The sequence below is a fragment of the Microvirga soli genome (assembly GCF_016734765.1).
In the GTDB taxonomy this organism is placed as follows: Bacteria; Pseudomonadota; Alphaproteobacteria; order Rhizobiales; family Beijerinckiaceae; genus Microvirga; species Microvirga soli.
On the sequence record NZ_JAERQE010000003.1, the window covers coordinates 191058 to 216671 of the forward strand.

Annotated in this window: 25 protein-coding genes, 1 tRNA gene and 1 pseudogene; 9 read left to right on the plus strand and 18 right to left on the minus strand. The window is 61.2% G+C overall.

The window, feature by feature from the left end:
• Positions 1-52 precede the first annotated feature (52 nt).
• Together JKL45_RS04660 and JKL45_RS04665 are read left to right on the plus strand one after the other, a co-directional pair.
• On the plus strand, positions 53-1615 hold the full coding sequence (locus JKL45_RS04660; RefSeq protein ID WP_201859949.1) for a 2-isopropylmalate synthase: 1563 nt from the start codon (positions 53-55) through the stop codon (positions 1613-1615).
• A gap of 240 nt (positions 1616-1855) precedes the next feature.
• Positions 1856-1931: transfer RNA gene (locus JKL45_RS04665), tRNA-Lys, on the plus strand.
• A 228-nt stretch (positions 1932-2159) separates the two neighbouring features.
• Here JKL45_RS04665 and JKL45_RS29825 read toward each other — a convergent pair.
• From JKL45_RS29825 to JKL45_RS04675, 3 genes and pseudogenes are all read right to left on the minus strand, one after another.
• Positions 2160-2435 (minus strand): annotated as a pseudogene (locus JKL45_RS29825) (hypothetical protein); the annotation flags it as partial.
• A gap of 28 nt (positions 2436-2463) precedes the next feature.
• Positions 2464-4326 carry a TRAP transporter large permease subunit gene (locus JKL45_RS04670; protein ID WP_376771002.1) on the minus strand — a complete coding sequence of 621 codons (1863 nt, stop codon included), beginning with the start codon at positions 4324-4326 and terminating at the stop codon, positions 2464-2466.
• A 66-nt stretch (positions 4327-4392) separates the two neighbouring features.
• Positions 4393-5448: a LacI family DNA-binding transcriptional regulator gene (locus JKL45_RS04675; protein ID WP_201859951.1), complete on the minus strand. Its 1056-nt coding sequence runs from the start codon at positions 5446-5448 to the stop codon at positions 4393-4395.
• 105 nt (positions 5449-5553) lie between these two features.
• On the opposite strand from JKL45_RS04675, the gene JKL45_RS04680 reads away from it, so the two are divergent.
• From JKL45_RS04680 to JKL45_RS04695, 4 genes are all read left to right on the plus strand, one after another.
• Positions 5554-6570 carry a TRAP transporter substrate-binding protein gene (locus JKL45_RS04680; RefSeq protein ID WP_201859952.1) on the plus strand — a complete coding sequence of 339 codons (1017 nt, stop codon included), beginning with the start codon at positions 5554-5556 and terminating at the stop codon, positions 6568-6570.
• A 93-nt stretch (positions 6571-6663) separates the two neighbouring features.
• Entirely contained in the window at positions 6664-7203 is a 540-nt protein-coding gene (locus JKL45_RS04685; RefSeq protein ID WP_201859953.1) for a VOC family protein, read from the plus strand.
• An 8-nt stretch (positions 7204-7211) separates the two neighbouring features.
• The gene (locus JKL45_RS04690) at positions 7212-8477 is read left to right on the plus strand and encodes a ribulose-bisphosphate carboxylase large subunit family protein (RefSeq protein ID WP_201859954.1); all 1266 of its coding nucleotides are present in this window, start codon (positions 7212-7214) and stop codon (positions 8475-8477) included.
• Positions 8478-8493: 16 nt separating this feature from the next.
• Positions 8494-9780, plus strand: coding sequence for a four-carbon acid sugar kinase family protein (locus JKL45_RS04695; RefSeq protein WP_201859955.1), 1287 nt, complete (start codon positions 8494-8496; stop codon positions 9778-9780).
• Between the two features lie 112 nt (positions 9781-9892).
• Here JKL45_RS04695 and JKL45_RS04700 read toward each other — a convergent pair whose 3' ends face one another.
• The 14 genes from JKL45_RS04700 to dctP form a co-directional block, all read right to left on the minus strand.
• A complete protein-coding gene (locus JKL45_RS04700) occupies positions 9893-10240 on the minus strand; it encodes a 4-aminobutyrate aminotransferase (RefSeq protein ID WP_201859956.1) in 348 nt (115 codons plus the stop codon).
• Positions 10241-10413: 173 nt separating this feature from the next.
• Entirely contained in the window at positions 10414-11172 is a 759-nt protein-coding gene (locus JKL45_RS04705; RefSeq protein WP_201859957.1) for a TerC family protein, read from the minus strand.
• Between the two features lie 243 nt (positions 11173-11415).
• On the minus strand, positions 11416-11997 hold the full coding sequence (locus JKL45_RS04710) for a DUF2076 domain-containing protein (protein ID WP_201859958.1): 582 nt from the start codon (positions 11995-11997) through the stop codon (positions 11416-11418).
• A 32-nt stretch (positions 11998-12029) separates the two neighbouring features.
• A complete protein-coding gene (locus JKL45_RS04715) occupies positions 12030-12746 on the minus strand; it encodes a Bax inhibitor-1/YccA family protein (protein WP_201859959.1) in 717 nt (238 codons plus the stop codon).
• Positions 12747-12766: 20 nt separating this feature from the next.
• A complete protein-coding gene (locus tag JKL45_RS04720; RefSeq protein WP_201859960.1) occupies positions 12767-13528 on the minus strand; it encodes an anti-sigma factor family protein in 762 nt (253 codons plus the stop codon).
• On the minus strand, positions 13521-14069 hold the full coding sequence (locus JKL45_RS04725) for a sigma-70 family RNA polymerase sigma factor (RefSeq protein WP_201859961.1): 549 nt from the start codon (positions 14067-14069) through the stop codon (positions 13521-13523). The genes JKL45_RS04720 and JKL45_RS04725 overlap by 8 nt, the downstream gene beginning before the upstream one ends.
• Positions 14070-14377: 308 nt before the next feature.
• Positions 14378-16303 carry an ATP-dependent zinc metalloprotease FtsH gene (gene ftsH / locus JKL45_RS04730; RefSeq protein ID WP_201859962.1) on the minus strand — a complete coding sequence of 642 codons (1926 nt, stop codon included), beginning with the start codon at positions 16301-16303 and terminating at the stop codon, positions 14378-14380.
• Positions 16304-16368: 65 nt separating this feature from the next.
• Positions 16369-16776, minus strand: coding sequence for a DUF4112 domain-containing protein (locus JKL45_RS04735; protein WP_201859963.1), 408 nt, complete (start codon positions 16774-16776; stop codon positions 16369-16371).
• Positions 16777-16947: 171 nt separating this feature from the next.
• Positions 16948-17214: a hypothetical protein gene (locus tag JKL45_RS04740; protein WP_201859964.1), complete on the minus strand. Its 267-nt coding sequence runs from the start codon at positions 17212-17214 to the stop codon at positions 16948-16950.
• A 160-nt stretch (positions 17215-17374) separates the two neighbouring features.
• A complete protein-coding gene (locus JKL45_RS04745) occupies positions 17375-18277 on the minus strand; it encodes a shikimate dehydrogenase (protein ID WP_201859965.1) in 903 nt (300 codons plus the stop codon).
• Positions 18278-18282: 5 nt separating this feature from the next.
• Positions 18283-18732 carry a type II 3-dehydroquinate dehydratase gene (gene aroQ / locus JKL45_RS04750; RefSeq protein ID WP_201859966.1) on the minus strand — a complete coding sequence of 150 codons (450 nt, stop codon included), beginning with the start codon at positions 18730-18732 and terminating at the stop codon, positions 18283-18285.
• 28 nt (positions 18733-18760) lie between these two features.
• Positions 18761-20062 (minus strand): TRAP transporter large permease, encoded by a 1302-nt coding sequence (locus tag JKL45_RS04755; protein ID WP_201859967.1) that lies wholly within the window; start codon positions 20060-20062, stop codon positions 18761-18763.
• Positions 20059-20577: a TRAP transporter small permease gene (locus tag JKL45_RS04760; RefSeq protein WP_201859968.1), complete on the minus strand. Its 519-nt coding sequence runs from the start codon at positions 20575-20577 to the stop codon at positions 20059-20061. The genes JKL45_RS04755 and JKL45_RS04760 overlap by 4 nt, the downstream gene beginning before the upstream one ends.
• 79 nt (positions 20578-20656) lie before the next feature.
• Complete coding sequence (dctP, locus tag JKL45_RS04765; RefSeq protein WP_201859969.1) at positions 20657-21649, minus strand: TRAP transporter substrate-binding protein DctP; 993 nt, start codon at positions 21647-21649, stop codon at positions 20657-20659.
• A 193-nt stretch (positions 21650-21842) separates the two neighbouring features.
• On the opposite strand from dctP, the gene JKL45_RS04770 reads away from it, so the two are divergent.
• The 3 genes from JKL45_RS04770 (at position 21843) to JKL45_RS04780 (ending at position 25137) form a co-directional block, all read left to right on the plus strand.
• Complete coding sequence (locus tag JKL45_RS04770; protein WP_201859970.1) at positions 21843-22511, plus strand: GntR family transcriptional regulator; 669 nt, start codon at positions 21843-21845, stop codon at positions 22509-22511.
• Positions 22508-23188: a GntR family transcriptional regulator gene (locus tag JKL45_RS04775; protein WP_246498301.1), complete on the plus strand. Its 681-nt coding sequence runs from the start codon at positions 22508-22510 to the stop codon at positions 23186-23188. Before JKL45_RS04770 ends, JKL45_RS04775 begins: the two co-directional genes overlap by 4 nt.
• A 62-nt stretch (positions 23189-23250) precedes the next feature.
• Positions 23251-25137 (plus strand): bifunctional sugar phosphate isomerase/epimerase/4-hydroxyphenylpyruvate dioxygenase family protein, encoded by a 1887-nt coding sequence (locus JKL45_RS04780; protein WP_201859971.1) that lies wholly within the window; start codon positions 23251-23253, stop codon positions 25135-25137.
• Positions 25138-25160: 23 nt separating this feature from the next.
• Here the strand turns inward: JKL45_RS04780 and JKL45_RS04785 are convergent, their stop codons facing one another.
• Positions 25161-25544: a hypothetical protein gene (locus tag JKL45_RS04785; protein ID WP_201859972.1), complete on the minus strand. Its 384-nt coding sequence runs from the start codon at positions 25542-25544 to the stop codon at positions 25161-25163.
• Positions 25545-25614 lie beyond the last annotated feature (70 nt).

The following is a 25614-nucleotide window of genomic DNA, read 5'->3' on the forward strand; positions in this document are numbered from 1 at the left end:
CAAGCAGGAACAACCTTGAGCCCTGAGGCTCCTCCCAAGAAGGACTAGACTGATGACCGCTTCCGTATTCGGCGCCGCTAAGGACCGCGTTCTGATCTTCGACACCACCCTGCGCGATGGCGAGCAGTGCCCCGGCGCCACCATGACCCTGGAGGAGAAGCTCGAGGTTGCGGAACTGCTCGACACCATGGGCGTCGATATCATCGAGGCGGGCTTTCCCATCGCGTCGAACGGCGACTTCGAGGCCGTCGCCCTGATCGCCAAGCAGGTGAGGCGGGCCACCGTCGCGGGCCTCGCCCGTGCCATCTCGGCGGATATCGCCCGTGCCGGTGAGGCCGTGCGTCATGCGGCGCGGCCGCGCATCCACACCTTCGTGTCCACGTCCCCGATTCATCTGGCCCACCAGATGCGCAAGTCGGAGGAGGAGGTGCTGGAGATCATCACCACCACGGTGACCCAGGCGCGCAACCTGATCGAGGACATCGAGTGGTCCGCCATGGACGCCACCCGCACCCCGATCGACTATCTGTGCCGCTGCGTGGAGGCCGCCATCAAGGCCGGCGCCACCACCATCAACCTGCCCGACACCGTGGGCTATGCCACCCCCGACGAATACCGTGCCATGTTCCGCACCGTGCGTGAGCGCGTGCCGAACGCCGACAAGGCAATCTTCTCGGCCCATTGCCACAACGATCTCGGCCTCGCGGTTGCTAACTCGCTGGCAGCCCTGGAAGGGGGCGCGCGGCAGATCGAATGTACCCTCAACGGCATCGGCGAGCGTGCCGGCAATGCGGCCCTGGAAGAGATCGTCATGGCGATCAAGACCCGTGGCGACGTGCTGCCCTACGAGACCGGCATTGAGGCCACCATGCTGACCCGCGCCTCGAAGCTGGCGTCCGCCGCGACCTCGTTCCCGGTGCAGTACAACAAGGCGATCGTGGGCCGGAATGCCTTCGCGCATGAGAGCGGCATCCATCAGGACGGTATGCTCAAGAATGCGCAAACCTACGAGATCATGACGCCCGAGAGCGTCGGCGTTTCCAAAACGTCTCTGGTCATGGGCAAGCATTCGGGCCGGGCGGCCTTCCGCAACAAGCTGGAGGAACTGGGCTACAGCCTGTCCGACAACCAGTTCCAGGATGCGTTCGAGCGCTTCAAGGAGCTCGCCGACCGCAAGAAGCACGTCTACGACGAGGATATCGAGGCGTTGGTCGATCAGAACATCGCCATGGCGCACGACCGCATCAAACTGGTCTCTCTCCATATTGTCGCCGGCACCCGCGGCCCCCAGCGCGCTACCATGCGGCTCCAGGTCGATGACCGGATCGTCGTGGAGGAGCAGGAGGGCAACGGCCCGGTGGACGCCACCTTCAACGTCATCAAGGCCCTGGTGCCCCACGAGGCGGTGCTGGAGCTCTATCAGGTTCACGCCGTCACCGAGGGTACAGATGCCCAGGCCGAGGTCTCCGTGCGTCTTTCGGCCGACGACCGCAGCGTCACCTCCCGTGCCGCCGACCCGGACACCTTGGTCGCCTCGGCCCAGGCCTATCTGGGCGCTCTCAATAAGCTCATGAGCCGGGGTGCCCGCCTGCACGCTCAGCATGCGGCGGAATGATTGACGGAAAGGGCCCGCTCGGCGGGCCTTTTTTACTCAAGAAGGTCCAAAGGATCGAAGTCTCCAAGCTTGAGGGCCCGAATGATATTGGCGGAATAAGGTTTCGCCTCCGCCTGGGCCTATAGGAAAATCTGTCCCGCGTCAGAAAACCTTGCGTATAGGGCTAGACAGGGGGCAAGCCGTTTGTTAAACGCACGGCCTCTTCAGCGGACATCGCGCCGCTGAATTCGCTTCGGCGACGGGTGATTAGCTCAGTTGGTAGAGCAGCTGACTCTTAATCAGCGGGTCGTAGGTTCGAGCCCTACATCACCCACCAATCTTCTCAACGAAGTCATTGCCGTTCCAATCGGCCTACGGGAGCGCCGTTTCTCAATGGCTTGGCAGTTGCCGCAGCATCCTTGATTCTGAATGTGTCGTTCAAAGCGCTTGCAGGATGCGCTCTGGAAAACGATCTCCCTAGCCTATGTTCCGGACCGGCAAATTCATCGGAGCAAGCAGTCCAGCACCAACGGTGCTTGGCGATGAAGCACCTATGGTATTGCCCCTAGATTTGCGCCTGCGAGAGGGTTGTGCCCCCTGGCTTGGTGGCAATCCAAATCATGTGTCTCGCACCACCGCTTATTCTCTTGGCGCGAGCACTGACCTCATTCACGCTAAATCCCACCTTGCGCAGGCGCTGGGTGAAGGCTCTGCTGGGCGCCGATGACCACACGGCCAGAATGCCGCCCGGCGTCAGCGCCAAGCCCAGGCCTTGGAAGTCATAAAGTCTGTCATTGGCTCTGCTCGTCAGGCCCTCGGGTCCATTGTCGCCATCGAGCAGAGCCGATCTCCATCATCCGTGTTGAACTTTAGAGATAAGCGGTCGACAGCGCTGGGATCATGGCGATGAAGAGAAGGCCGACGAAGAGCGCTCCAATATAGGGCCAGATGGCACCCATGGCCTCATCCGGCGAGACGTTGCCGATCTTGCATGCGATGTAGAATCCGATGCCGATGGGCGGTGCCATGAGGCCGACGTTCATCGCAGTCACCACAACCATCGAGTAATGGATATCGTTGATCCCTAGAGTCTTCGCAATCGGGAACATGATTGGGGCCATCAGGACAATGGCCGGCAGCCCTTCGAGCACGCAGCCTAGCACCATGAAGACTGCAATCGTCACCAGCATGTAGGTGACCCACCCGCCCGGCAGATCGGTGACCAGCGCAGCCATCTTGAAGGCGAAGCCGGTCTGGGTCAGTGCCCAGGCCATGGCAGAGGCCGTGCCCAGGATGATCAGGATGGCGCCCGAGAGCGCCGCCGTCTCGACAAGCATGTCGTAGATCTTGCCGGGACGGATGCCGCCATACATGACCATGCCGATAATCATGGCATAAAGCACTGCGATGGTGGAGACTTCCGTGGCTGTCGCGACGCCGCCACCGACGGCACTGCGGATCAGGAACGGCAGCACGAGCGCCGGGCCAGCGACCGCGAGCGTCTTGCCGATGACTTGAAGGGGCGCGCGCCGGATGCCATCCATGATCTCGCCACGCGCTTTCCAGCGCGCGAGAATGGCGAGAACGAGAAGAAGCACCATCGCGATGACGAATCCGCTGGTGAACAGGCCGGCAATAGAGACGCCCGCCACGGATCCGAGCACGATCAACACGATGGAGGGCGGAACGGTATCGGCCATGGCGGCGCCAGTTGCCAGGAGTGCAATCATCTCCTTCGGCTTGTGACCGCGCCGCTTCATCTCCGGGAACAGGGCCGGCGCAACGGTCGCCATGTCGGACACCTTCGAGCCGGAGATGCCTGAGACCAAGAACAGCGAGCCCAGCAGCACATAGGACATTCCTGCCTTCACGTGACCTAGCAGGGAGGCCAGGAACTCGACGATGGCCCGGCCCATGCCCGTTGCATCGAGAATGCAGCCGAGAAACACGAAGATCGGCACCGACAGCAGGATCAGGCTCGACATCCCCTCATCCATGCGCCCGATCAGCACCATAGTGGGCACCGAGCCAGTAAAGGTCAGAAAGCTGAGCGCGCCGAGACCGAAGCAGAAAGCAATCGGCACGCCGATGGCAAGGAAGAAGGCAACGAAGCCGACGAGGAAGATGAGAATGTTGATGTTGCCAAGCGAACGCAGGGAGGGAGAGACGAACCAAAGCAAGGCACCCGCAGCCAAGATCAAAGCTGCCGCCATGCAGATCTCGGACACCTTGGCCGCACGCGTGGTCTCCCTGAGCGCCAAGAGCGCCATGAGGCCAATCCCCACCGGGAGAGCGGCCACGCGCCAGCTCATGGGAATGTTGAGCGCGGCCGACGTGATGTAGGATTCCTCGATCACGTACTCGATGGCAGGCCATAGCATGCCGATCAGAAAGACTGCAACGAGGAGGGGTCCCAGCGCGCCGAAGAAGCCACGCATCCGTTCTGGGAGCATATGGAGGAACAGGGTCAGGCGAAGGTGCTCATTGCGGTCGATGGCAATGACAGCGCCTAGCATAGCGAGCCAGAGGAAGCAGAAAGCTGCCGCTTCATCGATCCAGACAATGGGAAGCGACAGTACATAGCGCGAGGTCACACCCATCAAGAGCAAGCCGATGATCGCCACAAGAATGGCGGACGCGATCATCTCGATGGGCTTGAGGAGCGCCGACCCGCTCCGCAAGCCGGTCGGCATGTCTTCAATCTCACCGATGCCGATGCTCTCAGTTGCCATGGTCATTGTCTCCTCCGGTGATCTTGATTGCTGCTGGTGCTTTTTCGTTGTTATGAACGTTCGCTGTCAGGGTAGATTTTCCCTGAAGACCACTTCGACCCGCATCGAGTCGGGTGGGCTCTTGGGCTTGTGCCCCTCCCGCAGGTCGCGGAATAGGGCCGCGCATTTTGCGATCGTGTCCTCGGCGCTCTGTGTGATGACTGCATCCATGGTGCCATCGAGTAGGAACTCGCGGGTGTCACTGGTCAACCCATGGCCAACAAAGACCACATTCTGCTCGCGTCTTGCATCTTTCAGGGCGCGGCCGATGCCGGATGCGCCACCGCCAATGTTGTAGATCCCATCCAGATCAGGGTGATGGGACAGGAGCGCCCGCATCTGCCGGTAGTTGAGCGCTTCGTCGTCATGCCCTTCGCGCAGGCCGACCACTTCGATATCGGGATAGAGCTCCTGCAGGATATCGAGGAAGCCCATCTCGCGCTCGCCATGAGCGCGGTAACTGAGGCTACCGGCAATCATGGCCACCTTAGCGGGACGCTTGGCAATGAAGCGGGCAAGAAGGTAGCCTGCCATACGCCCTGCAGCCCGGTTGTCGAGGCCGAAATAAGCTGTCCGCGTCGGACTGGCGACATCGGAGATCAGCGTCGCCACCGGCTTTCCTGCTGCGGTGATGCGACTGACGGCCTCACGCACCATGGGATGCTCGATGGCCATGAAGGCAATACCGTCTGCGTGTTTGGCGTGCCGGTGCAGCGTCTTCGCGAGCAGGTCGGGATTGAAGCTGTCGATATACTCGACCGTGGGCTTGATCGAGAAGCGCTCCAATTGTGGCGCCATCTCGCTGATCATGCGACCGAGCATGGTGATGTAGCGGTTGGTGCCCTGAGGGAGAATGAAGGAGATCTGTGCCAGCGGGCGCACATCTCGGATCCTCTCGTCACTGTCATCCACATAGCCGAGCTCCGCTGCGGCCTTCATGACCCGTTTGACGGTCGTCGCCTTCACGCCCTGTCGCCCGTTCAGAACTCGGTCCACGGTGGCTGTGGAGACATCGGCGAGCCGCGCGATGTCCACGATGGTGACACGCCGAGTCAGAGAGGGGATATCAGCAAGAATGCTCATATAGTTACATCAAAAAACATCAAAATTATGATTTGACCACATCATACATATGACGGATTTTTTCTTTCGGAAAGAGCAAAACACCTTCCTGGGAGAAATCACGCCATGACCATCAGCCGAAGGACCCTTCTCAAAGGCATCGGAAGCGCACCGGCCGCCATCAGCCTTTTCTCGATCCCGCGCTACGCTCACGCGGCTGAGATCACGCTGCGTTACGGCAACAACTTGCCCCTCAGCCATCCCCTCAACATCCGTGCCAAAGAGGCTGCTGACCGGATTGCGAAGGAGACGAACGGGCGCGTCGAGATGCTGATCTTCCCGGCCAACCAGCTTGGCGGCGATACAGACATGCTCTCTCAGGTGCGCAATGGCGCTCTGACATTCTTCACCCCGTCGGCCTTGGTGATCGCCACCCTCGTTCCAGTTGCGGCGATCAATGCCGTAGGCTTCGCGTTCAAGGATTATAATCAGGTCTGGGCTGCCATGGATGGTCCTGTTGGGGCCTACGTGCGCAAGGCAATTGCCGATTCCCGTCTGCATGCGCTTGAAACCATGTGGGACAACGGCTTCCGCCAAACGACCACGAGCGGTGCTCCGATCCAGAACGCGGACTCGATGAAAGGGCTGAAGATCCGGGTTCCGGTAAGCCCGATCAGCATCTCGATGTTCTCCGGCCTCGGCGCCGCGCCGGCGAGCCTGCAGTTCAGCGAAGTTTATACCGCGCTTCAAACCAAGGTGGTCGACGCGCAGGAGAATCCACTGCCGATCATTCAGGTGGCCAAGCTCTACGAGGTGCAGTCGTCCTGTGCGCTGACGAACCACATCTGGGACGGGTACTGGTTCATCGCCAACGGCCGCCAATGGGCGGGCATGCCGGCCGACGTGCAGGAGATCGTCTCGCGCGCCATCAACGAGGCAGGCCTCAAGCAGCGGCAGGATATCAAGTCTCTCAACGATTCCGTGCAGGCCGATCTTCAGAGCAAGGGATTGTCGTTCAATCAGTGCGATACGGAAAGCTTCCGCGCAAGGCTGCGTGAAGCCGGCTTCTACAAGGAGTGGAAGCAGAAGTTCGGCCCTGAGGCCTGGGGCCATCTTGAGAGCGTCGTCGGCACGCTTGCCTGACGAATGCCGTGCGATCCGGTAACTCCTATCGGATTTTCCTCTTCCTTGGGCGCAGTTCGCGGGCCGCGCCCTCATCAGATTTGCAGGTAAGGTATGAGCCGGTTTCTCGGAGAGATCAGGCAGGCAGGTTACGTTGTCGACGACATCGAGGCCGCCATGGATTATTGGTCGCGCGTTCTCGGCATAGGACCGTTCTTCTACAAGGAGCAGGTGCCGATCGAGAATTACACGTACCGGGGCGAGAGCTATCGACCGCACAATTCGGTGGCGCTCGCCAATTCCGGGCCGCTTCAGATCGAGCTCATCCAGACCCGCAACGATGCGCCGTCCATGTACCGTGACTTCAAGCAGGCAGGGCATCGAGGCTTGCAGCACGTCGCCTACTGGACTGAAAGCTACGATGCCGATCTGGAACGGCTGATGAAGCAGGGCTTCGCTCCGGTCATGAGCGGCGAGGTCGGTGAGCGCGGCCGCTTCGTCTATTTCGACACGGAATACCATCCGGGCACCGTGATCGAGCTGTCGGAGGTGGCCGGCCCTAAAGGCAAGATGTTTCAGCTAATCAGGGAAGCTTCGGAAGGGTGGGACGGACGCGATCCGGTCCGGCCGTTTCCCGATCTCTCCCAACTTTGAGCTTGGTTATGTCGGACGCATATTACGAGGCCACTTACCTGGTTGAAACGCCCCTGCTGCTTGAGACGGTAGCCGAGGTGATGGCTGGTGAGCAATCCTGCGGAACCTTCACCCGTGTCGAAGGCGAGACCGACGAGCTGCGCGATCGGGCCCGCGCGAATGTCGTTGCGATCCGGGATCTGGGTGAGGTTACGCAGCCCTCCGTCCGCAGTTCGTGGCTCGACCGCAAAGGCCTATCGGCTTCGTCGCGCCACGGCGAGGTGGTCGTACGTTTTCCAATCGCGAATGTCGGCGTCAACCTGTCGACACTTGCCGCCACTGTCGCCGGCAACCTCTTTGATCTCGGCGAGGTGACTGGCCTGCGGCTTGAATCCTTAAGGCTACCCGGAGATTACCGAAAGCAGTATGCGATGCCGCGGCATGGCGTTACAGGCACGCGACGCCTGACCGGCGTCGCTCATGGCGCTCTCATCGGATCGATCATCAAGCCGAATGTTGGGCTTCGCTCTGAGGAGATCGCATCGCTGGTCGCGCGCCTGTGCTCCGCTGGGCTCGACTTCATCAAGGATGATGAAATTGCAGCCAATCCCACCCACGCACCCCTGTCCACCCGCATTCCGGCCGTGATGGCCGCCGTGCGCCGGCATCAGGACAGGACCGGCAAGCATGTCATGGTTGCCTTCAACATCACCGACGAGACGGATGCCATGCGCCGTCACGCAGATCTGGTAGCAAAGGAGGGCGGAAGCTGCGTCATGGCCAGCCTGAACTGGTGCGGGTTCTCCGCTATCGAGACGCTGCGGCGCGGCACCGATCTGGTCATCCACGGCCATCGCAACGGCTATGGCGCGTTCTCTCGCCACCCAGCGCTTGGCATCGGTTTCCAGGCTTATCAGACGCTCTGGCGCCTCGCCGGCGTCGACCATATGCATGTTCATGGCCTGGGCGGAAAGTTCGCGCAGGCCGATGAAGAGGTGGTGGAGAGCGCGAAGGATTGCCTGACTTCACTCTGCGATACGGACGATCGTGCCATGCCGGCATTTTCTTCCGGCCAATGGGCGGGAACGGTGGAGAAGACTTATCGCGCGGTGAACACGTCCGATCTTCTCTTCATGGCAGGTGGTGGCATCATGGCTCACCCAGGCGGCCCTGCGGAAGGCGTCGCGAGCATCAGGGAGGCTTGGCGGGCCGTGGAGGCTGGCGAAAGTGTCGATAGTGCACGCACGAAGCATCGAGCACTCGCGGATGCGTTCCGTTTCTTCGCAAAACACTAGAAGGACGGCGGCTGTTATGACCCCGTCCTATGGCTGGTACGGTGACGATTTCACCGGCGCGACGGATACGCTTGCGACCCTGGCACGGCGTGGTTGCCGTGCCTTTCTCTTCCTGCGCGTACCGGATCCGCAGCAGCTGGCCCAGGCTGGCGATCTGGAGGCCATAGGCATTGCAGGTGCTGCACGTGCAATGGGACCAGATGAGATGCAAGCGGAGCTCGCACCCGCCGGCGCCTTCTTCCGTCATCTCGGAGTTCGCCTCCTGCATTACAAATGCTGCTCGACCTTCGACAGCGCCCCAGCGCTCGGAAACATCGCCGAGGCATCCAGGATCCTGCGCGAGTATGTGGCGCACAAAACTGTTGCCATTCTCGGCGGTCAGCCATCACTCGGTCGCTACTGCGCCTTCTCCAATCTGTTCGCGTCGTTTGGCGCCGATGGAGGCGTCTTCCGGCTCGACCGTCACCCGACCATGAGCCGGCATCCGGCAACCCCGATGACCGAAGCCGATTTGCGGCAACATCTCATCGCCCTTGGCATGCAGAATATAGAGGCGATCCACTGGCCCCTTCTAGCGAGTGATCCGGAAGCCCTTTCCGCCGAATGGCAGCGCTTGTCAAAGACGGCATTCGCGGTGCTGCTCGATGCGCTTGACACCCAGCATGTGGATGCCTTCGGCCACCTGCTCCGGGCAGAAAGCCGGATGCAATCCCTCCTGGTGGTGGGACCTAGCAGCGTGGCGCAAGCCTTCTTTGAGGAGCGGGAGGTTCAAGTGAGCCCTCCGGCAACGCCTGAAGTCGGGCCTGCACTTGCTTTTGTAGGAAGCCTTTCTCCCACGACGAGAGTGCAGATGGCGGCCGCACGTTCCTACACCCGCTTGGCTGTTGATCCCGACAGCATCCTGTCGAGTTCGGAAGCCCGGGAAAGGATCATCGGAAAAGCCGCGGCGGCGCTGGGCCGAGGCGAGCATGTCATGCTCTCGACTGCTCCCGAGGCAGGCAGTGCTCCGCATTCTGCAAGCGCCGATCTTGCAACGGTCAGTGCCTATCTCGTCGATGAGATTCTCAAGCGTCATCCTGTTCGACGATTGGCCATTGCCGGAGGCGACACCTCGAGCCGGATCGTCGGTCATCTTGGTTATTGGGGACTTGGCTATCATAGCCAGATCAGCAACGGGGTAGCCGTCAGCTTGGCGCGGAGCGATGACATATCTCGCGATAGAATGCTCGTGATGCTCAAAGGCGGTCAGATGGGACACGAGCAGCTGTTCGAGTCCTTCCTAGAGGATAAAGCTTGTTCCTGAGGAACGAAGTAGAGTCGCCTTCCCCGGCTGGTGAAAGAGGTAAGGCCTGCATCGGCAGCGAGCTGCATCATGCCGAGCAGTCACTTCAGAGAGAAACGGGTTTGCAGAAGCATCAAAGCTCGGCGTCGGCGTCCGGGTTGGATGTGACATCTGCGGGTGTTGCCTCTTTCACTGTAATCCTGACGGCGTGCCTCTCTATCTTGCCACTGGCCGACTTGACTTCGTAGCTAACCTCGTCGGCTCCCTTGTAGGAGGGGTTGGGCTTGTAGAACACTCCCTGGGCTGTTGCTTCCAGCTTGGGGCAGCGAGAAATCCGGCCCGCCTTGAGCTTCCCGCTGTGCACATTCAACTCGCCATGCTTCGGTGGTGTCACCACCCGGACCGTGGGCAGCGGCCCTGACGTGCAGTCCTTCTGCACATTGCCATAAACTCCCAGGCCGTGTGGCTTTCCAGCGACCACATCAGTGCTGCGATGAGCAGTGTTGGTCTGAGCCAGGGCAGGGGGCGCGGACATCAGAAGAGCGCCCGCCAGGACAGAGACAGCCGGACGATTCGGACGAACCATTTGAGAGTACCTTCCAAAGATCGGTCTGAAGGGAGGCTGCGGCCAGCGCAGCCTCCCCGCGTGAGATCTCAAAGTTTTGCTTCGCGTGAGGATTCAGGAACCTTGCGCCGGGCGGCCCGCCTGGAGAGCATGTTGAGCCCCTCGATCAGGGCTGAAAACGCCATGGCCGCATAGATGTAACCCTTCGGCACGTGCGCTCCGAACCCTTCCGCGATCAGCGTCATGCCGATCATCATCAGGAAGCCGAGCGCCAGCATCACGACGGTCGGGTTTTTCTGGAGGAAGTTGGCAAGAGGGTTCGCCGCCAGCAGCATGACGGTCACGGCCGTGACGACTGCGATTACCATGATCATCACGATGTCGGTCATGCCAACGGCCGTGATGATGCTGTCGAGGGAGAAGACGAGGTCGAGCAGCAGGATCTGGGTAATGGCAGACCCAAAGGTCATGGTTGCTTTCGTGGTGTCGAAAACATCGTCACTGGGTGTCGGATCGACACTATGGTGGATTTCCTTGGTGGCCTTCCAGACCAGGAACAGGCCGCCGCCGATCAGGATCAGATCTCGCCATGAGAAAGCATGCGCGAATACGGTGAAGATCGGCTCCGTCAGTGTGACGATGATGGCGATGGTGCCCAGCAGCCCCAGGCGCAGGATCAGCGCCAGCCCGATACCGATGCGCCGCGCCTTCGAGCGCTGGTGCTCAGGCAGCTTATTGGTGAGAATCGAGATGAAGATCAGGTTGTCGATACCGAGCACAACCTCCATCACGATGAGGGTTGCCAGAGCCACAAGGGCTGTCGGATCGGAAAGCCAGGAGAAGTCCATGTAATATTCCTTTAGACTTTAGCAGGGACAACCCTAGTCCAGTGCGGGCGATGCAACCGCGTCAATTTGCCGGTGTTCGGTCATTCGGAGCTGTCGCTGAACGATAGCGTGAACACGTCGGCAATGCCGGTGCTCTCAAGATCTCGCGGCTTATCTGTAAGAGGATAGGTCTTAAACCGGTAGGCCCCAGCTGCGAGCGGCAAACCTGTCTTTATAGGTTTGCCGCTCGCTTGAGGGCAGAGATCAGATGTCTTCCTCGAAGCCGAAGTCGCCACCGGCGTCACCGAAGTCCTCGGCGGCTGCCTGCTGTGGCTCGGCCTGACTGGCATCCGCGGTCTTCGGCTCATCGCCGCCCGAGAAGGCACCCGCGATCATGTTGCCGAGCACCACGCCGCCGGCCACGCCCATGGCAGTCTGGGCTGCCCCTGCCAGAAAGCCACCGCCTCCGCGCTGCTGGGCCATGCCGCCCATCCCAGGCGCCATGTGGGACGGCATGCCGTGCATCGGCTGCTGATGCGGCTGATAGGTCGGCTGTTGCTGCGGCCGCGGCTGCCCGCCCCCGAAGAGGCTGGACAGAAAACCGCCTCCGCCTGCGGGACGGCTGGTGAGGTCCTGCTCGAGCTGCTGGATGCGGCCCTGAGCGGCGCTCAGCGCCTGCTCCTGCACCACGATGGTCTGAGCCATGTAGTAAGGCGCATTCGGCTGCTGGTTGATCTGGGAGCGGATGAACTCCGCCGCTTGCGCGTCCGGGGGCGTAGCCTGGCGCTCGACCTGGGCAATCTTCCCGAAGAGCTGCTCGATGGCCTGACGGTCCTGGTGGTCCATGAAAATCGATCCTTTCTGGCAATAAGCGAGGGCTACTCTTCCCGCTGTCCGGTGAGGCTCAGGAGCAGCTGGAAAATGTTGACGAAGTTCAGGTAAAGCGAGAGTGCGCCAAAAACGGCCAGCTTACTGTTGGTCTCATGACCGAAGCTCTCGGCATACTGCTCCTTGATATTCTGCGTGTCGTAGGCCGTGAGACCCGTGAACACGAGCACGCCGATGATCGAGATGGCGAACTGCAGCAGGCTTGACCCAAGGAAGATGTTGACCAGTGAGGCGATGAGCACGCCGATCAGGCCCATGATCAGGAATGAGCCGAACTTCGATAGGTCGCGCTTAGTGGTGTAGCCGTAAAGGCTGGTCGCGCCGAACATGGCAGCCGTGATGAAGAAGGTACGGGCGATGCTCGCTCCGGTGAACACCAGGAACACGGAGGCCAGCGACAGGCCCATCACCGCCGAGAAGGCGAAGAAGGCCGTGCGCGCGGAGGCTGCCGTCATCCGCTCCATGCGGAACGAGAAGAAGAAGATGAAGGCCAGAGGCGCCAGCATCACGACCCACTTGAGCGGCGTCTGGAAGATCGGCACGTAGAGGGCCGGTGTCGAGGCGACGAAGAAGGCCACGAGCCCTGTCACCACCAGGCCGATGCCCATGGTGTTGTAGACCCGCAGCATGTGCTGGCGCAGGCCTTCGTCGAAGAGGGCGCCGCTCGGGCGGGCCGTTGCGGTCTGCCAGGCATAAGGTGTGTTCATCACAAGTTCTCCTGTCGAGGTTATTGAAGAGCGCGAGACAGCCGCAGGGCTGCCCGTTCGAGAGGTCTGTCGCTGCCGGTGCCGGTGAGCGCGTAGGCGAGTTGGCCCGTCTGCCAGTATACGGCCGTTGCCTTCTCGAAGCGGGCCGATGTCGGAGCGATCACGTTGAAGGCCGGTGTCTGCGCGGCGAACAGCGATACCCGGCCGAGGTCTCCGGCATCGATGGCGATCTCGATGCTGTGACCGTAGCGCGACGGAAAGATCTGCGCATCCCGCACCTGCCAGTCCTTAGGTAACGGTGGGAGCCGTATCCCGGTCTCGGCCAGGATCTCGGCGGGATCGTAGGCCTCAATCTCGGGCTGCGAGACCATCCGGGCGCGCAACAAGCCCGTCTCGTGCGAGTGCAGCGCATCTTCGACGAAGGCCGGGGGCTTGGGCGATGCCTCGCTGTCTGTAACGCCCAGGCCAACCTGCCCATGGGCAAACCAGCCAAATCCGATAAGCGCCGCGACGGCGGCAATCCGGCGAAGTTTCAGTCCCAACTCCTGCCGGGCAAGCGCCCGCTCGAGCCGAACAGCCGACCGCATCATAGACTCAGATGGGCGAGCCAATGGGGCAGCGTGAAGCAGCCGGAGGGCATCGCGATCCTTCAGGTCGGCCATGACGCGTGCGGCCGCCTCCGGAGCATGGGCGAGGTGCTCCTCGACCTCGATCCGCCTGGCAGGGTCGAGCTGATCGTCTACGTAAGCCAGAAGGTCCGCTTCGGTGATAGGGTCAGACATCGCGTCCTCCTATGATGCGCAATCCGGGGCGTTTGGCCTCAGACGGCTGTGCAGCATCAGCGCCGGCTTCAAAGCCCCGCAGCGTGGCACGGGCACGGCCCAGGCGGGACATGAGGGTACCGACAGGAATCTTCAGCGAGTTTGCGGCTTCCTGGTAGGACAGGCCCTCGATGGCGACCAAGTGCAGGGCGGCTCTCTGCTCGTCGGGCAGGCTCATGAAGGCGGTCTGGACCTGCTGAAGCCTGACCCGGCTTTCCTGCTCGGGTGGTGCGGTCGTTTCAACGAGGGAGGCGACCTGCTCCAGGCGGCGAAATTCCGCAATGTGACGACGGCGGTTATCGATGAAGGTGTTGTGCAGAATCGACAACAGCCAGCCGCGCAGGTTTCCGTCTGCGCGGAAAGAGCCGCGCCGCTCATAGGCGCGAACAAGGGTGTCTTGAACCAGGTCCTCGGCCTGGGTCGCGTCGCGCGTCAGCGATCTCGCATAGCGCCGCAAGGGTGCGAGCATGCTGATAACATCCGTGCGCTTCATGTCGTTCATGCCAGGTGTACGAGGCTGCAGGTGGGTTTAATCCCGATGCCCATCAGATTTTTACATGCTACTTCATGAAGGCGGTCAGGCCTGTGCCGGGCGCAAGCATCACGAAGGCCCATACGAGCGCGGAGGCGATGTTCGCCATCTGGTAGAGTCGCAGGGACGTGGTGAAGATACCGGGCGTCGGAGGTGTACGAGGCAGACCGGCCTCTTAATCCACGGACGATTGGGCCATCGCCGGAAGCGGTGAAGCGCTGAGACATAAAGGCGAAGGCGCATGTATCCTCGACACACGCGCCTTCCAAAGCGATCCCTCAGTTCTGAGGCTGCGGGACGAACCCCCCGTCGTTTTCTCTAGGTCGGTTGGGCCGTGTTGTGGGCACGGCGGAGCCGCGGCTCGGGGTGGCCGCATCCCCGGTGTCGCGCACCGGCGGCTGCCCGTCGAGCAGGTGGCGGATCTCCTCGCCCGAGAGCGTCTCGTACTCCAGAAGACCCCGGGCCAGCGCCTCAAGCTCGTGCTGCTTCTCGGTCAGAATGCGACGGGCGTCGTTCAGCCCGTCCTCCACCAGACGCCGCACCTCGGAGTCGATCTTCTGCGACGTCGCCTCGGAGATGTTCTGCTGGCGCCCCATGGACATGCCCAGAAACACCTCGTCCTGGTTCTCGCCATAGGCCACCGTGCCAAGCTCGGGCGAGAAGCCCCACTTGGTCACCATCATACGGGCAAGACGCGTCGCCTGCTCGATGTCGCTCTGGGCGCCCGACGTCACCTTGTCCTTGCCGAAGATCATCTCCTCGGCAATGCGCCCGCCCATCATGATCGCCAGACGCGAGGTCATCTGCTCGTAGCTCATGGACAGCTTGTCCCGCTCCGGCAGCTGCATCACCATGCCCAGCGCCCGCCCGCGCGGGATGATGGTGGCCTTGTGCACCGGGTCGGTGGCCGGCACGTTCAGCGCCACCACGGCATGGCCCGCCTCATGGTAGGCCGTCAGCCGCTTCTCGTCGTCGGTCATCACCAGCGTGCGGCGCTCGGCGCCCATCATCACCTTGTCCTTGGCGTCCTCGAACTCCTTCATGGTCACGATGCGCTTGCCGCGTCGCGCCGCCAAGAGCGCCGCCTCGTTGACCAGGTTCATCAGATCCGCACCCGAGAAGCCGGGCGTGCCGCGGGCAATCACCTTCAGGTCCACGTCAGGGGCCAGCGGGACCTTGCGCACGTGCACGCGCAGGATCTTCTCGCGGCCGACCACGTCGGGGTTGGGCACCACGATCTGGCGGTCGAAGCGGCCCGGGCGCAGCAGCGCCGGATCGAGCACGTCGGGCCGGTTGGTGGCAGCAATAATGATCACGCCCTCGTTGGCCTCGAACCCGTCCATCTCCACCAGCAGCTGGTTGAGGGTCTGCTCGCGCTCGTCGTTGCCGCCGCCGAGGCCTGCGCCACGGTGGCGGCCGACGGCGTCGATCTCGTCGATGAAGATGATGCAGGGGGCATTCTTCTTCGCCTGCTCGAACATGTCGCGCACACGGGAGGCGCCGACGCCGACGAACATCTCGACGAAGTCGGAGCCCGAGATGGTGAAGAACGGTACATTGGCCTCGCCGGCGACGGCGCGGGCGGTGAGGGTCTTGCCGGTGCCGGGCGGGCCGACGAGCAGCACGCCGCGGGGAATGCGGCCGCCGAGGCGCTGGAACTTCTGCGGATCGCGCAGGAACTCCACCACCTCCTGCAGGTCCTCCTTCGCCTCGTCAATCCCCGCAACATCGTCAAACGTGACAGGAATTTCCGGCTTCATCAGACGTGCACGAGACTTGCCGATCGACAGCATTCCGCCGCCGCCCTGCTGGCCCATCGCCCGGCGCGACATCCAGACCACGATACCGATCATCAGTGCAAATGGCAGCAGCGATAGCAGCAGGCTGCTGAGCAGGCTTGGCTGCGGCGGTGGCTCGGCCTTGATCACCACACCCTTCTGCTGCAACTGGGCAATCAGATCGGCGCCTCGCGGGACATAGGTTGTGATGCGCTCGCCTGTGGAGCGTTCGGCAACCACCTCTTGTCCCTGAATGGTGACAGAGCGGATCTCGCCCTGGTCGACGGCCGTCACAAAGGCCGAGTAGGGGAGTTGATCGGGGCCGGGTGCTGACGTGTTCTGGAAGTAGAACAGCGACAGCATAGCCATGACCGCGGCCACAATCGCGAGATTGCGAAAGTTGGGTGCGGTGTTTGGGTTGTTCATGTCAATGCTTTCTGAACGACACTGTCACAGGGTGGCGAACGCCTGTCCGGCGCGCGTCGATGTTGTTAATACTGGAAGCGGTTGGGCACCGGATGCGCCTTGTCCAGGTGCTCGCGGAGAAGGTCCATGTTGCGCAGGTTCGAGCGGTAGAACACATCACCGACCCAACCCACGAGCGGAATGGCGCTGATCACGAAGTCGACACCCACATGGCCCATCATGCGCAGGAGCGTCGGCATGGGTACGCCAAGGCGGCGCGCTTCCAGGATCAGATAGGCCGACATCCCCTTCGAGGTCAGCGTGCCGACACCTGGAATCAGGTTCAGGAGCGCGTCTGCGCCGAACCGGATGTTGGTTCCAGGCACGCGAATGGCGCTGTCGAGAAACCGAGCAAGGGTCTCCAGCCTGGCGCGTGCTCCGCTCGCACATAAGGCAGTGTCATTGAAGGAGGGGGTATAAGAGTAAGACGTCACAGTCGTCTCCCAGATGCGGAGCAACTCCATATGCTCCTCAGGTGAGAGAGTCCGACATCGCAGCCTGGGAAGACTGCCAGAGGGGCCCGGACCCCGGTAAACGGAATGTGGGGATGGCAGGACCTGGGTTCAAGATCAGGCCGTCATCCCCCGCGGTCAGCGTATTCACCCTCAGCGGCGTTCGATAACGGTATATTCCACATCGATTACCCCATTCCTGGGCTGCCTTCGTTGCGCCTGGCGTAGCCGACGCCGGAGATAGAAGGCTAGGGCTATGCCGCCGACCAGCATGATGGGAAGCACCACGAACAGCCCGATGAGGAAGACGGCCAGAAGGACAGCTCCCGCCAGAATCAGGCCGGCAAGCTTCATCATGGACCCCCAAACCCGGCCCGAGCCGGTGGTGGCGCGCCGACCGGCATAGTCCAACCGCATCATGGTCTCCTTCGAATCTGGGAGAGCTTACAGGATTTTAGTCCGTGAACGGCTCTCAAGGCGTTCCCTGATGTATACGGAACTCGTGGCTAACCTAATCCTGATCCGAGCCAAAAATGAGACCTTTATGGTTCTGATGACAAATTCACCTGGTTATAGAGTGTCACATCTCGCTGAAGTGACGGAGCATCCGCTCTGCGTCAGCCTCGAAGCCCGTAAACAGCCGGAATGCGCCTACGGCCTGAAAGACGGCCATGCCGCCGCCGGACATCGTGCGGCACCCCCGTACCCGCGCCTGGCGCAGCAGTTCCGTCTCCATCGGGAAATAGACGATGTCCGCGACCCACATGTCCGGGCGCAGCAGATCGGCTTGAACTGCCATCCCGGGATACTTCGCCATCCCGAGCGGGGTTGTGTTGACTATGCCGTCAGCGGCAGCCATGAGGTCCAGCGTGGCCGCGCCCGCCGTTGCACGGTGCTCGCCGAAGCGCTCGCGCAGGCCGGCGGCAAGGTCTTGCGCGCGGACCTGATCCGTATCGACGAGCGTGATCTCGCCCGCTCCGAGACTCAGCAGCGCATGAGCCACCGCGGCGCCTGCGCCGCCTGCGCCGAACTGGACGACCCGGTCGATGCGGACGTCGGGCAGCTCGCGATGGAAGCTCTCAAAGAAGCCCCACCAATCCGTGTTATGTCCGATGCGGCGGCCATCTTTCAGCACGACTGTGTTGACGGCGCCGAGTGCGGCCGCATCGGGCGAAAGTTCGTCGAGGAGAGGGATCACGGCCTGCTTGCAGGGATGGGTGATATTGAGGCCTGCAAAGCCGAGGCGCTGGGCTGCAGTCAGGATCTCGGGGAGGGCGCCTGCGTCAAGGCTGAGCGTCTCCAGATCGATAAGTTTGTAGATATACCGAAGCCCCTGCTCAGCTCCTTCCTTCTCGTGCAGCCTCGGGGTTCGAGATGCCTGTATGCCATTTCCCACGAGGCCGACGAGAACCGACGGATAGTTCGAAACCCTTGCAGCTTCATCTGGCCGGGACTGTGGCCTTGGTGAGAAATCGTTTGTCATGGACGTCAGGCTTTCGCAGGCGACTGACCTATCATGTCGAGGACCGCCCGCACCGCAATCGCATATCCATTGGTGCCTAGCCCCGCGACGACCGCTGTCGCCACTGGGGAGACATAGGACTTGTGATAGATTGGCTCGCGCTTGTGGATGTTTGAGATGTGCAGCTCGATCAGCGGGCCCGAAAACATCTTCAAGGCATCCATGATGGCCATGGACGTGAAGGTAAAGGCAGCCGGATTGATGATGATGCCGCTGCCTTCGTCAATCGCCTCGTGCACCCATTCAATGATCTCGTATTCCCGGTTCGACTGCCGGAATACGATGGGACATCCGGAGGCAGCATCTCGGCATAAGGCTTCGACCTCTTCCAGGGTCGTGCGCCCGTAGATCTCCGGCTCACGGGTTCCCAGGCGGTTCAGATTTGGCCCGTTGAGGATGTAAATCGGCTTGTTCATTGAAATCGTTCTCTGAAAGGGAGAAGGCTCATCCCTGGTAGCCGAAGAGGCGCGGCAGCCAGAGCACGGTTTCGGGCACGAAGGTCATGATCGCCAGCGCAACGATCATGGCGAACAGGAAGGGCAGGGAGTCGCGGACGATGTCACGCAGGGGCTCGCCCGAGATGTTCGCCATGATGAAGAGGAGCAAGCCATAAGGCGGCGTGATCAGGCCGATCATGATGTTGACGACAACCACCACGCCAAAATGCACGAGGTCGATGCCGAGGGCCTGCGCGGTCGGGATGAAAACCGGCACCACAATCAGCAAGATCGCCGTTCCTTCCAACACGCAGCCTAAGAGCAACAGAAGAACGTTGACGAAGATCAGGAAACCGACAGGAGACAGGTCCCACCCTGCCAGCAGGGCCTTTACGCCTTCGGGAATGTTTTCGACGGTGATGACATAGTTGAACACGAGCGCCCCGGCGATCAGCATACCGATGGAGGCCGTCGTCCTAGCGCTGACGGCAAGCGCTTTGTAAAAGTCGCGCCAGCTCACGCTGCGATAAAGCCCTGCCGAGATGATAAGCGCGTAACCGGCCGCGACAGCTGCGGCTTCCGTCGGAGTCATCACGCCACTGTAGATACCGCCGAGTAGGACGACGGGCATCATGAGAGACGGAAAAGCCTCCCAGGTAATGCGCGGCAGCTTGCGAAGCGGAACAGGCTTCTCAACGGGGAAGTTCCTGCGACGGGCGGTTGTCGCGACGATGATCATCTGGCTCAGGGCCATCATCAGGCCTGGAACGACGCCGCCCAGGAAGAGAAAGCCGATCGAGGCATCTGAGACGAGGGCGTAGAGCACCATCGGGATCGAGGGTGGAATGATGGGACCGATCACGGACGACACGGCCGTCAGCGCAGCGGCATAGCTCCCAGGATAGCGGCCGTCACGGGTCATCATGGCCTGCATCATGCGGCCCGTGCCGGCGGCATCGGCAATGGCCGAGCCGGACATGCCCGCGAAGATGATGCTCTGCAGGATGTTGACCTGGGCCAAACCGCCGCGGAAGCGGCCGACCAGCGCGTTGCAGAACGCCATGAGGCGGTCCGTCATGCTGCCGATATTCATGAACTCGGCGGCCAGAATGAACAGCGGAACCGACAGGATGACGTAGTTGGAATACATGCCGTTGAGCAGCTGCTCGGCTGCCGTTCCCATATCCAGTCCTGCGAGAAGCAGGTACAAGATCGAGCCCGCGATCATCGCATGCCCGATCGGGAGGCCGAGAAAGGCCAGGGCGGTGATCGCAACGAGCGAGAGCGAGAAGGGACTTGTCAGGTTCATACGCCGGAGCTCGCTTTGGTGGGGTCGAATTCATCCGGCGCTACGCCTCGCATGGCCTGCCATGCAATCCAGATGTAGCGGATGATGGTGGCAACCGCGAAGACGATATAGATCGAAAACAGCCAGTCGAACCGGATCTTGAGATAGCTTGTCTTCTCCACCTTCATGAAGGTGACGTAGTCGACGACAGCCGGAAGCGAGATGGTGTAGAGTGCAATTACGGCGAAGGCGCTGATGAGCGCCATCACGCGGCGAGGTCCAGGGCCGACGGCTCCGTAGATGATGTCGAAACGGATTTCCTCACGCTCGCTAACCACGAAGGCAGCGCCCCACAGAACGAGCCAGAGCCACAGAACGACACTAACCTCGTGCGTCCACCCGATCGGGAGCCCCAGAAGATACCGGAAAGCAATCTGCAGGAGGAAGGCTGCGAACATTGCGGCCAGCATGGCGGCGGCAATGTTCTCCGCGCGCTTGGCAAGCCACGAGCCGATTGCCCGCGTTGATTGGGTCATGAAAGCGCTTCCTTCACGAGAAGGTCTTGTAGAAAGGCCGCCGGGGCGAAGCCTCCCGGCGGCCGAGGCTTTTTATGCCTTACATCGCGTTGATCTTGTCGACCATGCCGGCCGGCCAGCTCTTTGCCAGGTCGGACGCCAGATACTTCTTCTGCGCGAACTCGCGGAAGGCTTTCAGGTCAGGAGTGTAGACCTCAAGACCCTTCTCCTTGAAGAAGGTCGCGAGCTGTGCCTCCTGCTTCAGGTGCTCCTGTGTGCTCCACTCGATTGCCTTGTCGGCGGCTGCCTGGACGGCTGCTTTCTTCTCCGGCGAGAGCGAGTCCCACACCTTGTTGGACACGGCCAGAACGTCGAAGCCGACGAGATGCGACGTGAGCGCGATCTGCGACATCACCTCGTAGAACTTCATGTTCTGCACGTTTGGCAGCGGATTGTCCTGACCGTCGATCGCGCCCGTCTGCAGTCCCGTATAGACTTCCGCATAGGCCATTGGGGTGGGGTTTGCCCCAAGGGATTGACCGAGGAACTGCCAGGCGTCGCCGCCGGGCATGCGCAGTTTTATTCCGGCGAGATCCTCAGGCTTGCTGATCTTCTTGTTGGGCTTCAAGCCCACATGCCGGGCGCCGAAATATGTGGGGCCGAGGATGTGGATGCCGAGCTTGTCCGAGGCCATCTTCTTGAGCTGCTGGCCCACATCGCTGGCGAACACCTTCTTCAGGTGGTCGGCGTCGCGGAACAGATAGGCGGAGGTGACAATGGACCATTCCGGAATCTGGTTCGAGATGTCCTGCGGGGCGATGTTGCCCATCTCGAGATTGCCGCGCTGCATCGCGACGAGCTCGGTGCCCTGCTTGAACAGGGTGCCGCCGTAATAGGGTTGAAGGTTGAAGCCCTGCGCTTTCACCGCCTCGCCGAACTGCTTCATCATGTTCGCCCGGATGTCCTGCTCCGAGAAGACAGCCGAGAATCTCAGGTTCGTTGGGGCCTGTGAGGCAGCCGGCCCAGCCGCGCCCCATGCCAGAAGGGCCGCACCTGCAGCCATTAGGACACGCCGATTGATGTCAAATCCCATGGTTTCCTCTCCTTCAAGTTGCCGCGCATTCGCCTGCGTCTTGGTGGCACTATCCTCTCCAAGATTTCTAAAATCAATATGCATTTTTCAAATCATCTGATATTTTAGGTTTTGCCATATGTGATGGATTGCCTAGCTGGCTATGGCCGAGGATTGTTAGATTGAGGCTGGCTCAAGAGAACGTGGTGGCCGGATGAGCATCGAATTGATGGCCACATCCATTGCGGATCGTGCCTACGACCGGATCCGGGCCGACATCGTATTCGGCCGTCTGGCCCCTGGGCTGCGGCTCCGGCTCGACCGGCTTGCGGAAGCCTATGGAGCAAGCGTCAGTACCCTAAGGGAGATCCTCAGCCGCCTTTCGTCTGAAGGGCTCGTCGTCGCCGAAGGGCAGCGAGGCTTCCGGGCTGCTCACGTTTCCCCTGAGGGTTTCGAGGATGTCGCGGCGATGCGGCTGCTCCTGGAAACCTACGCGCTGCCCCTGTCCTTCACGGCAGGCGACCTCGAATGGGAGAGCCGGGTCGTAGCCGCCCATCACAAGCTCGCCTTCATGGAGCGGCGGATGCTGGCCGGAGACCAGGAGGGGACAGAACTCTGGAAGCGTTACGACCGCGAGTTTCACCAGTCTCTCATTGAGGCATGCGGCTCCCAGACCCTGCTTGATCTCTATGGCGGCGTCTTCGATCAGTATCTGCGCTACCAGATGGTGGCCATTGTCTTCCGTGGGGAGATTGCAGCTGAGGAGCACCGGACGCTGCTCGATTGCGCCCTGACGCGCAATGCCGACAAGGCCTGCGCGGTGCTTACCCAGCATGTGAACGGATGCGTGGCCTACACGCTGAAGACCGGAGCGCTGGCATGAACGACGACGTTCAGGTGATGTCACATCCTTCCACCGTCGGGGAGAGCGCCTACCAGAAAATCCGGTCCGACATCGTATTCGGACGCCTGCCACCCGGAATGAAGCTAAAGCTCGAGAGGCTGAAGGCTGATTACGGCGCGAGCGTCAGCACGTTGCGCGAAATCCTGAACCGCCTTCACTCCGAGCGCCTCGTGGTGGCCGAGGGACAGAAGGGCTTCGAAGTGGCACCTGTCTCAATCGCAAATCTGAGGGAGATCGCCGCGCTTCGACAGCTCCTCGAGGGTAGGGCGCTGGAACAGTCGTTCCGGGCCGGTGACATGGAATGGGAAGGTCGTGTCGTGGCCGCCCACCATCGGCTCGCACGGATGGAGGAGCGGATGGCTCAAGGGGACAGATCCCACACTGAGGAATGGAAGCGCTATGACTGGCAGTTCCACCAAGCGCTCATCTCCGCCTGCGGATCGAAGCTGCTGATCGATAATCATGCGGCGGTTTTCGACAAGTACCTGCGCTACCAGATGATTGCCCTGAGCTATCGCGGCGACATCGCTACCAATGAACATGCCGAGCTTCTGGACTGCGCCTTGGCGCGGGATGCCGCGCGCGCCTGCGAGGTGCTGACGCGACATGTGGCCGGCGGCGTTGAGCATGCGCTGGCGACCGGAACTATCAGCTGACAAGAGGGAGCGGGCCGCATGGCACAGACTCCCACCACACAAGAGGAAACGGACCGACGAGCATGCGCACTGCCATTGCCACCGTCTGCCTGAGCGGCACCTTCCCAGAAAAGATCGAAGCCATCGCGGCTGCGCAGTTCAAGGGCGTAGAGATCTTCGAGAACGATCTCTTGTCATTCAACGGCACTCCGGCCGATGCCCGGCGCATGATCGAGGGACTCGGACTCGAGACGATCACCTTCCAGCCGTTCCGAGATTTCGAGGGCATGCCCGAGCCGCAACGCGCGAAGGTGTTCGCCCGCGCCGAGCGCAAATTTGACGTCATGCAGGAACTCGGCTGCGACCTCCTGATGGTGTGCAGCAACGTCTCTCCGGATTCACTTGGCGGAATCGAGCGGGCAGCGGCTGACTTCCATGAACTCGGCGAGCGTGCGGCCAAGCGCGGCCTGCGTGTGGCCTTCGAGGCGCTTTCCTGGGGGCGGCACATTCACGATTATCGTGATTCATGGGAAGTTGTGCGTCGTGCAAACCATCCGGCCGTCGGACTGGTGCTCGATTCCTTCCATGTGCTGGCCCGTGGAACCGATCTGTCGGCGATCCGCTCTATCCCGTCCGAGAAGATCTTCCTCGTGCAAATGGCCGACGCGCCGCGGCTTGACATGGATTATCTGTCCTGGAGCCGGCATTACCGCTGCTTCCCGGGGCAGGGCGACCTGCCTGTCGATGCATTCATGGATGCGCTGGGCGCAACCGGGTTCGATGGCCTTCTGTCCCTGGAAATTTTCAATGACCGTTTCCGGGCGGGCTCCGCGCGCAGCGTGGCCATCGACGGACAACGCTCCCTGATCGTGATGCTCGACGAATTGCGCCGGCGGACAGGAGCGGCTCTGCCCGACCCCCCCGTGCTTCCGCCCAAAGCAACGTGTTCGGGCATCGAGTTCGTGGAGTTTGCCGTCGATGAGCGCAGTGCCGCCGGGTTTGAGCAGACTTTGAACGGGCTCGGATTTCAGAAGGCCGGCCACCATCGCTCTAAGGCGGTGACGCGCTGGCGGCAGGGTGACATCAACATCGTCGTGAATGCCGACAAGGAGGGCTTCGCCCACTCCTTCAACATCACGCATGGCACCTCCGTCTGCGCGCTGGCATTGCGGGTCGACGATGCCCAAGGGGCAATCGACCGTGCCATTACACTTCTGGATCAGCCTTTCCAGCAGCCGGTCGGGCCTGGAGAGATCAATATCCCGGCGGTCCGAGGTCTTGGTGGCAGCCTGCTGTATTTCGTCGATCACAAGTCGGGCCTGGACCAGCTCTGGGACGTGGACTTCGATCCTGTCCCGGCAGACGATTTTACCGGAGCTGGACTGAGATCGGTCGATCATGTCTCCCAGTCGATGCACTACGAGGAGATGCTGACCTGGTTCCTGTTCTATGCGTCACTTCTTGATGTGCGTAAGACACCGGTTCAGACGGTGATCGATCCAGGGGGCGTGGTGCAGAGCCAGGCTATCGAAGCCCATGATGGCTCGCTTCGCCTGATCCTTAACGCCTCGCAGAGCCAGCGCACTTTGTCGTCCCGCTTTTTGAATGATCTCTTCGGGTCGGGGGTTCAACATATTGCGCTCGCGACCGATGACATCTTCAAGACCATCGAGCGCCTCAAAGAATACGGCGTCGATCTCCTGCCGATTCCAGAGAACTATTACGACGATCTCGAGGTGCGGATCGATCTCTCCGCTGACGATGTGGAGCGACTGCGCCAATCCAATATCCTCTATGATCGCGAGGAGGAGAACGAGTACTTTCAGGCCTATACCAAGACCTTGGCCGGTGGCTTCTTCTTCGAAATCGTGGAGAGGCGCAGCTATAAAGGCTATGGTGCCGTCAACGCTCCCATACGCCTCGCATCACAGACGCGTTTAGCTTCGGAAGCAGCGCCATCGGGTCTCTGACACGGAAACCTGCCGAGTATGCCCTAGCTTGGCTTTTTCGGCTTGCCAGACGGAAGTGCGAGATGTTCGCTCAGGGTTTGCACGATCCGGGCCACGTCCTCTCTAGGAATTGCGAAGGCGAGGGGGCCGTAGGATGGATGATCGAACGCGAGCAGCGAGCCATCAATGCCTGCTACCTGTACATACCAAGGTGGCTCGATCACGGTTTCTACCGTCATCCCATCGAGCGGACGCTTCTGCGAGCCCTCGACCATGCGGGACCTTGCTTGGCCGAGCAGCCGGATCAGATTCGTCAGCTGGTTAAGGTCAAGCGCGACCGGGTGAGACAGCCCTGCCGTTGAGCCGATCTCGATTGTCACCGTCTGCCGGTCGTCGGAGACCTTCACGCCAACCCGTGCTTCGGCCATGACACATGCCTCCATCCTTGTTCGGGTCATGTGGTTCTCGGCAGCTAATTCAACCGGGCGCAGCCCGAAT

Excerpts from the sequence above, each read along its gene's own strand:
- JKL45_RS04660 (WP_201859949.1), top strand. The coding sequence starts at position 53 with ATGACCGCTTCCGTATTCGGCGCCGCTAAGGACCGCGTTCTGATCTTC.
- JKL45_RS04670 (WP_376771002.1), bottom strand. The coding sequence starts at position 4,326 with ATGGCAACTGAGAGCATCGGCATCGGTGAGATTGAAGACATGCCGACC.
- JKL45_RS04675 (WP_201859951.1), bottom strand. The coding sequence starts at position 5,448 with ATGAGCATTCTTGCTGATATCCCCTCTCTGACTCGGCGTGTCACCATC.
- JKL45_RS04680 (WP_201859952.1), top strand. The coding sequence starts at position 5,554 with ATGACCATCAGCCGAAGGACCCTTCTCAAAGGCATCGGAAGCGCACCG.
- JKL45_RS04685 (WP_201859953.1), top strand. The coding sequence starts at position 6,664 with ATGAGCCGGTTTCTCGGAGAGATCAGGCAGGCAGGTTACGTTGTCGAC.
- JKL45_RS04690 (WP_201859954.1), top strand. The coding sequence starts at position 7,212 with ATGTCGGACGCATATTACGAGGCCACTTACCTGGTTGAAACGCCCCTG.
- JKL45_RS04695 (WP_201859955.1), top strand. The coding sequence starts at position 8,494 with ATGACCCCGTCCTATGGCTGGTACGGTGACGATTTCACCGGCGCGACG.
- JKL45_RS04705 (WP_201859957.1), bottom strand. The coding sequence starts at position 11,172 with ATGGACTTCTCCTGGCTTTCCGATCCGACAGCCCTTGTGGCTCTGGCA.
- JKL45_RS04710 (WP_201859958.1), bottom strand. The coding sequence starts at position 11,997 with ATGGACCACCAGGACCGTCAGGCCATCGAGCAGCTCTTCGGGAAGATT.
- JKL45_RS04715 (WP_201859959.1), bottom strand. The coding sequence starts at position 12,746 with ATGAACACACCTTATGCCTGGCAGACCGCAACGGCCCGCCCGAGCGGC.
- JKL45_RS04720 (WP_201859960.1), bottom strand. The coding sequence starts at position 13,528 with ATGTCTGACCCTATCACCGAAGCGGACCTTCTGGCTTACGTAGACGAT.
- JKL45_RS04725 (WP_201859961.1), bottom strand. The coding sequence starts at position 14,069 with ATGAACGACATGAAGCGCACGGATGTTATCAGCATGCTCGCACCCTTG.
- ftsH (WP_201859962.1), bottom strand. The coding sequence starts at position 16,303 with ATGAACAACCCAAACACCGCACCCAACTTTCGCAATCTCGCGATTGTG.
- JKL45_RS04740 (WP_201859964.1), bottom strand. The coding sequence starts at position 17,214 with ATGATGCGGTTGGACTATGCCGGTCGGCGCGCCACCACCGGCTCGGGC.
- JKL45_RS04745 (WP_201859965.1), bottom strand. The coding sequence starts at position 18,277 with ATGACAAACGATTTCTCACCAAGGCCACAGTCCCGGCCAGATGAAGCT.
- aroQ (WP_201859966.1), bottom strand. The coding sequence starts at position 18,732 with ATGAACAAGCCGATTTACATCCTCAACGGGCCAAATCTGAACCGCCTG.
- JKL45_RS04755 (WP_201859967.1), bottom strand. The coding sequence starts at position 20,062 with ATGAACCTGACAAGTCCCTTCTCGCTCTCGCTCGTTGCGATCACCGCC.
- JKL45_RS04760 (WP_201859968.1), bottom strand. The coding sequence starts at position 20,577 with ATGACCCAATCAACGCGGGCAATCGGCTCGTGGCTTGCCAAGCGCGCG.
- dctP (WP_201859969.1), bottom strand. The coding sequence starts at position 21,649 with ATGGGATTTGACATCAATCGGCGTGTCCTAATGGCTGCAGGTGCGGCC.
- JKL45_RS04770 (WP_201859970.1), top strand. The coding sequence starts at position 21,843 with ATGAGCATCGAATTGATGGCCACATCCATTGCGGATCGTGCCTACGAC.
- JKL45_RS04775 (WP_246498301.1), top strand. The coding sequence starts at position 22,508 with ATGAACGACGACGTTCAGGTGATGTCACATCCTTCCACCGTCGGGGAG.
- JKL45_RS04780 (WP_201859971.1), top strand. The coding sequence starts at position 23,251 with ATGCGCACTGCCATTGCCACCGTCTGCCTGAGCGGCACCTTCCCAGAA.
- JKL45_RS04785 (WP_201859972.1), bottom strand. The coding sequence starts at position 25,544 with ATGGCCGAAGCACGGGTTGGCGTGAAGGTCTCCGACGACCGGCAGACG.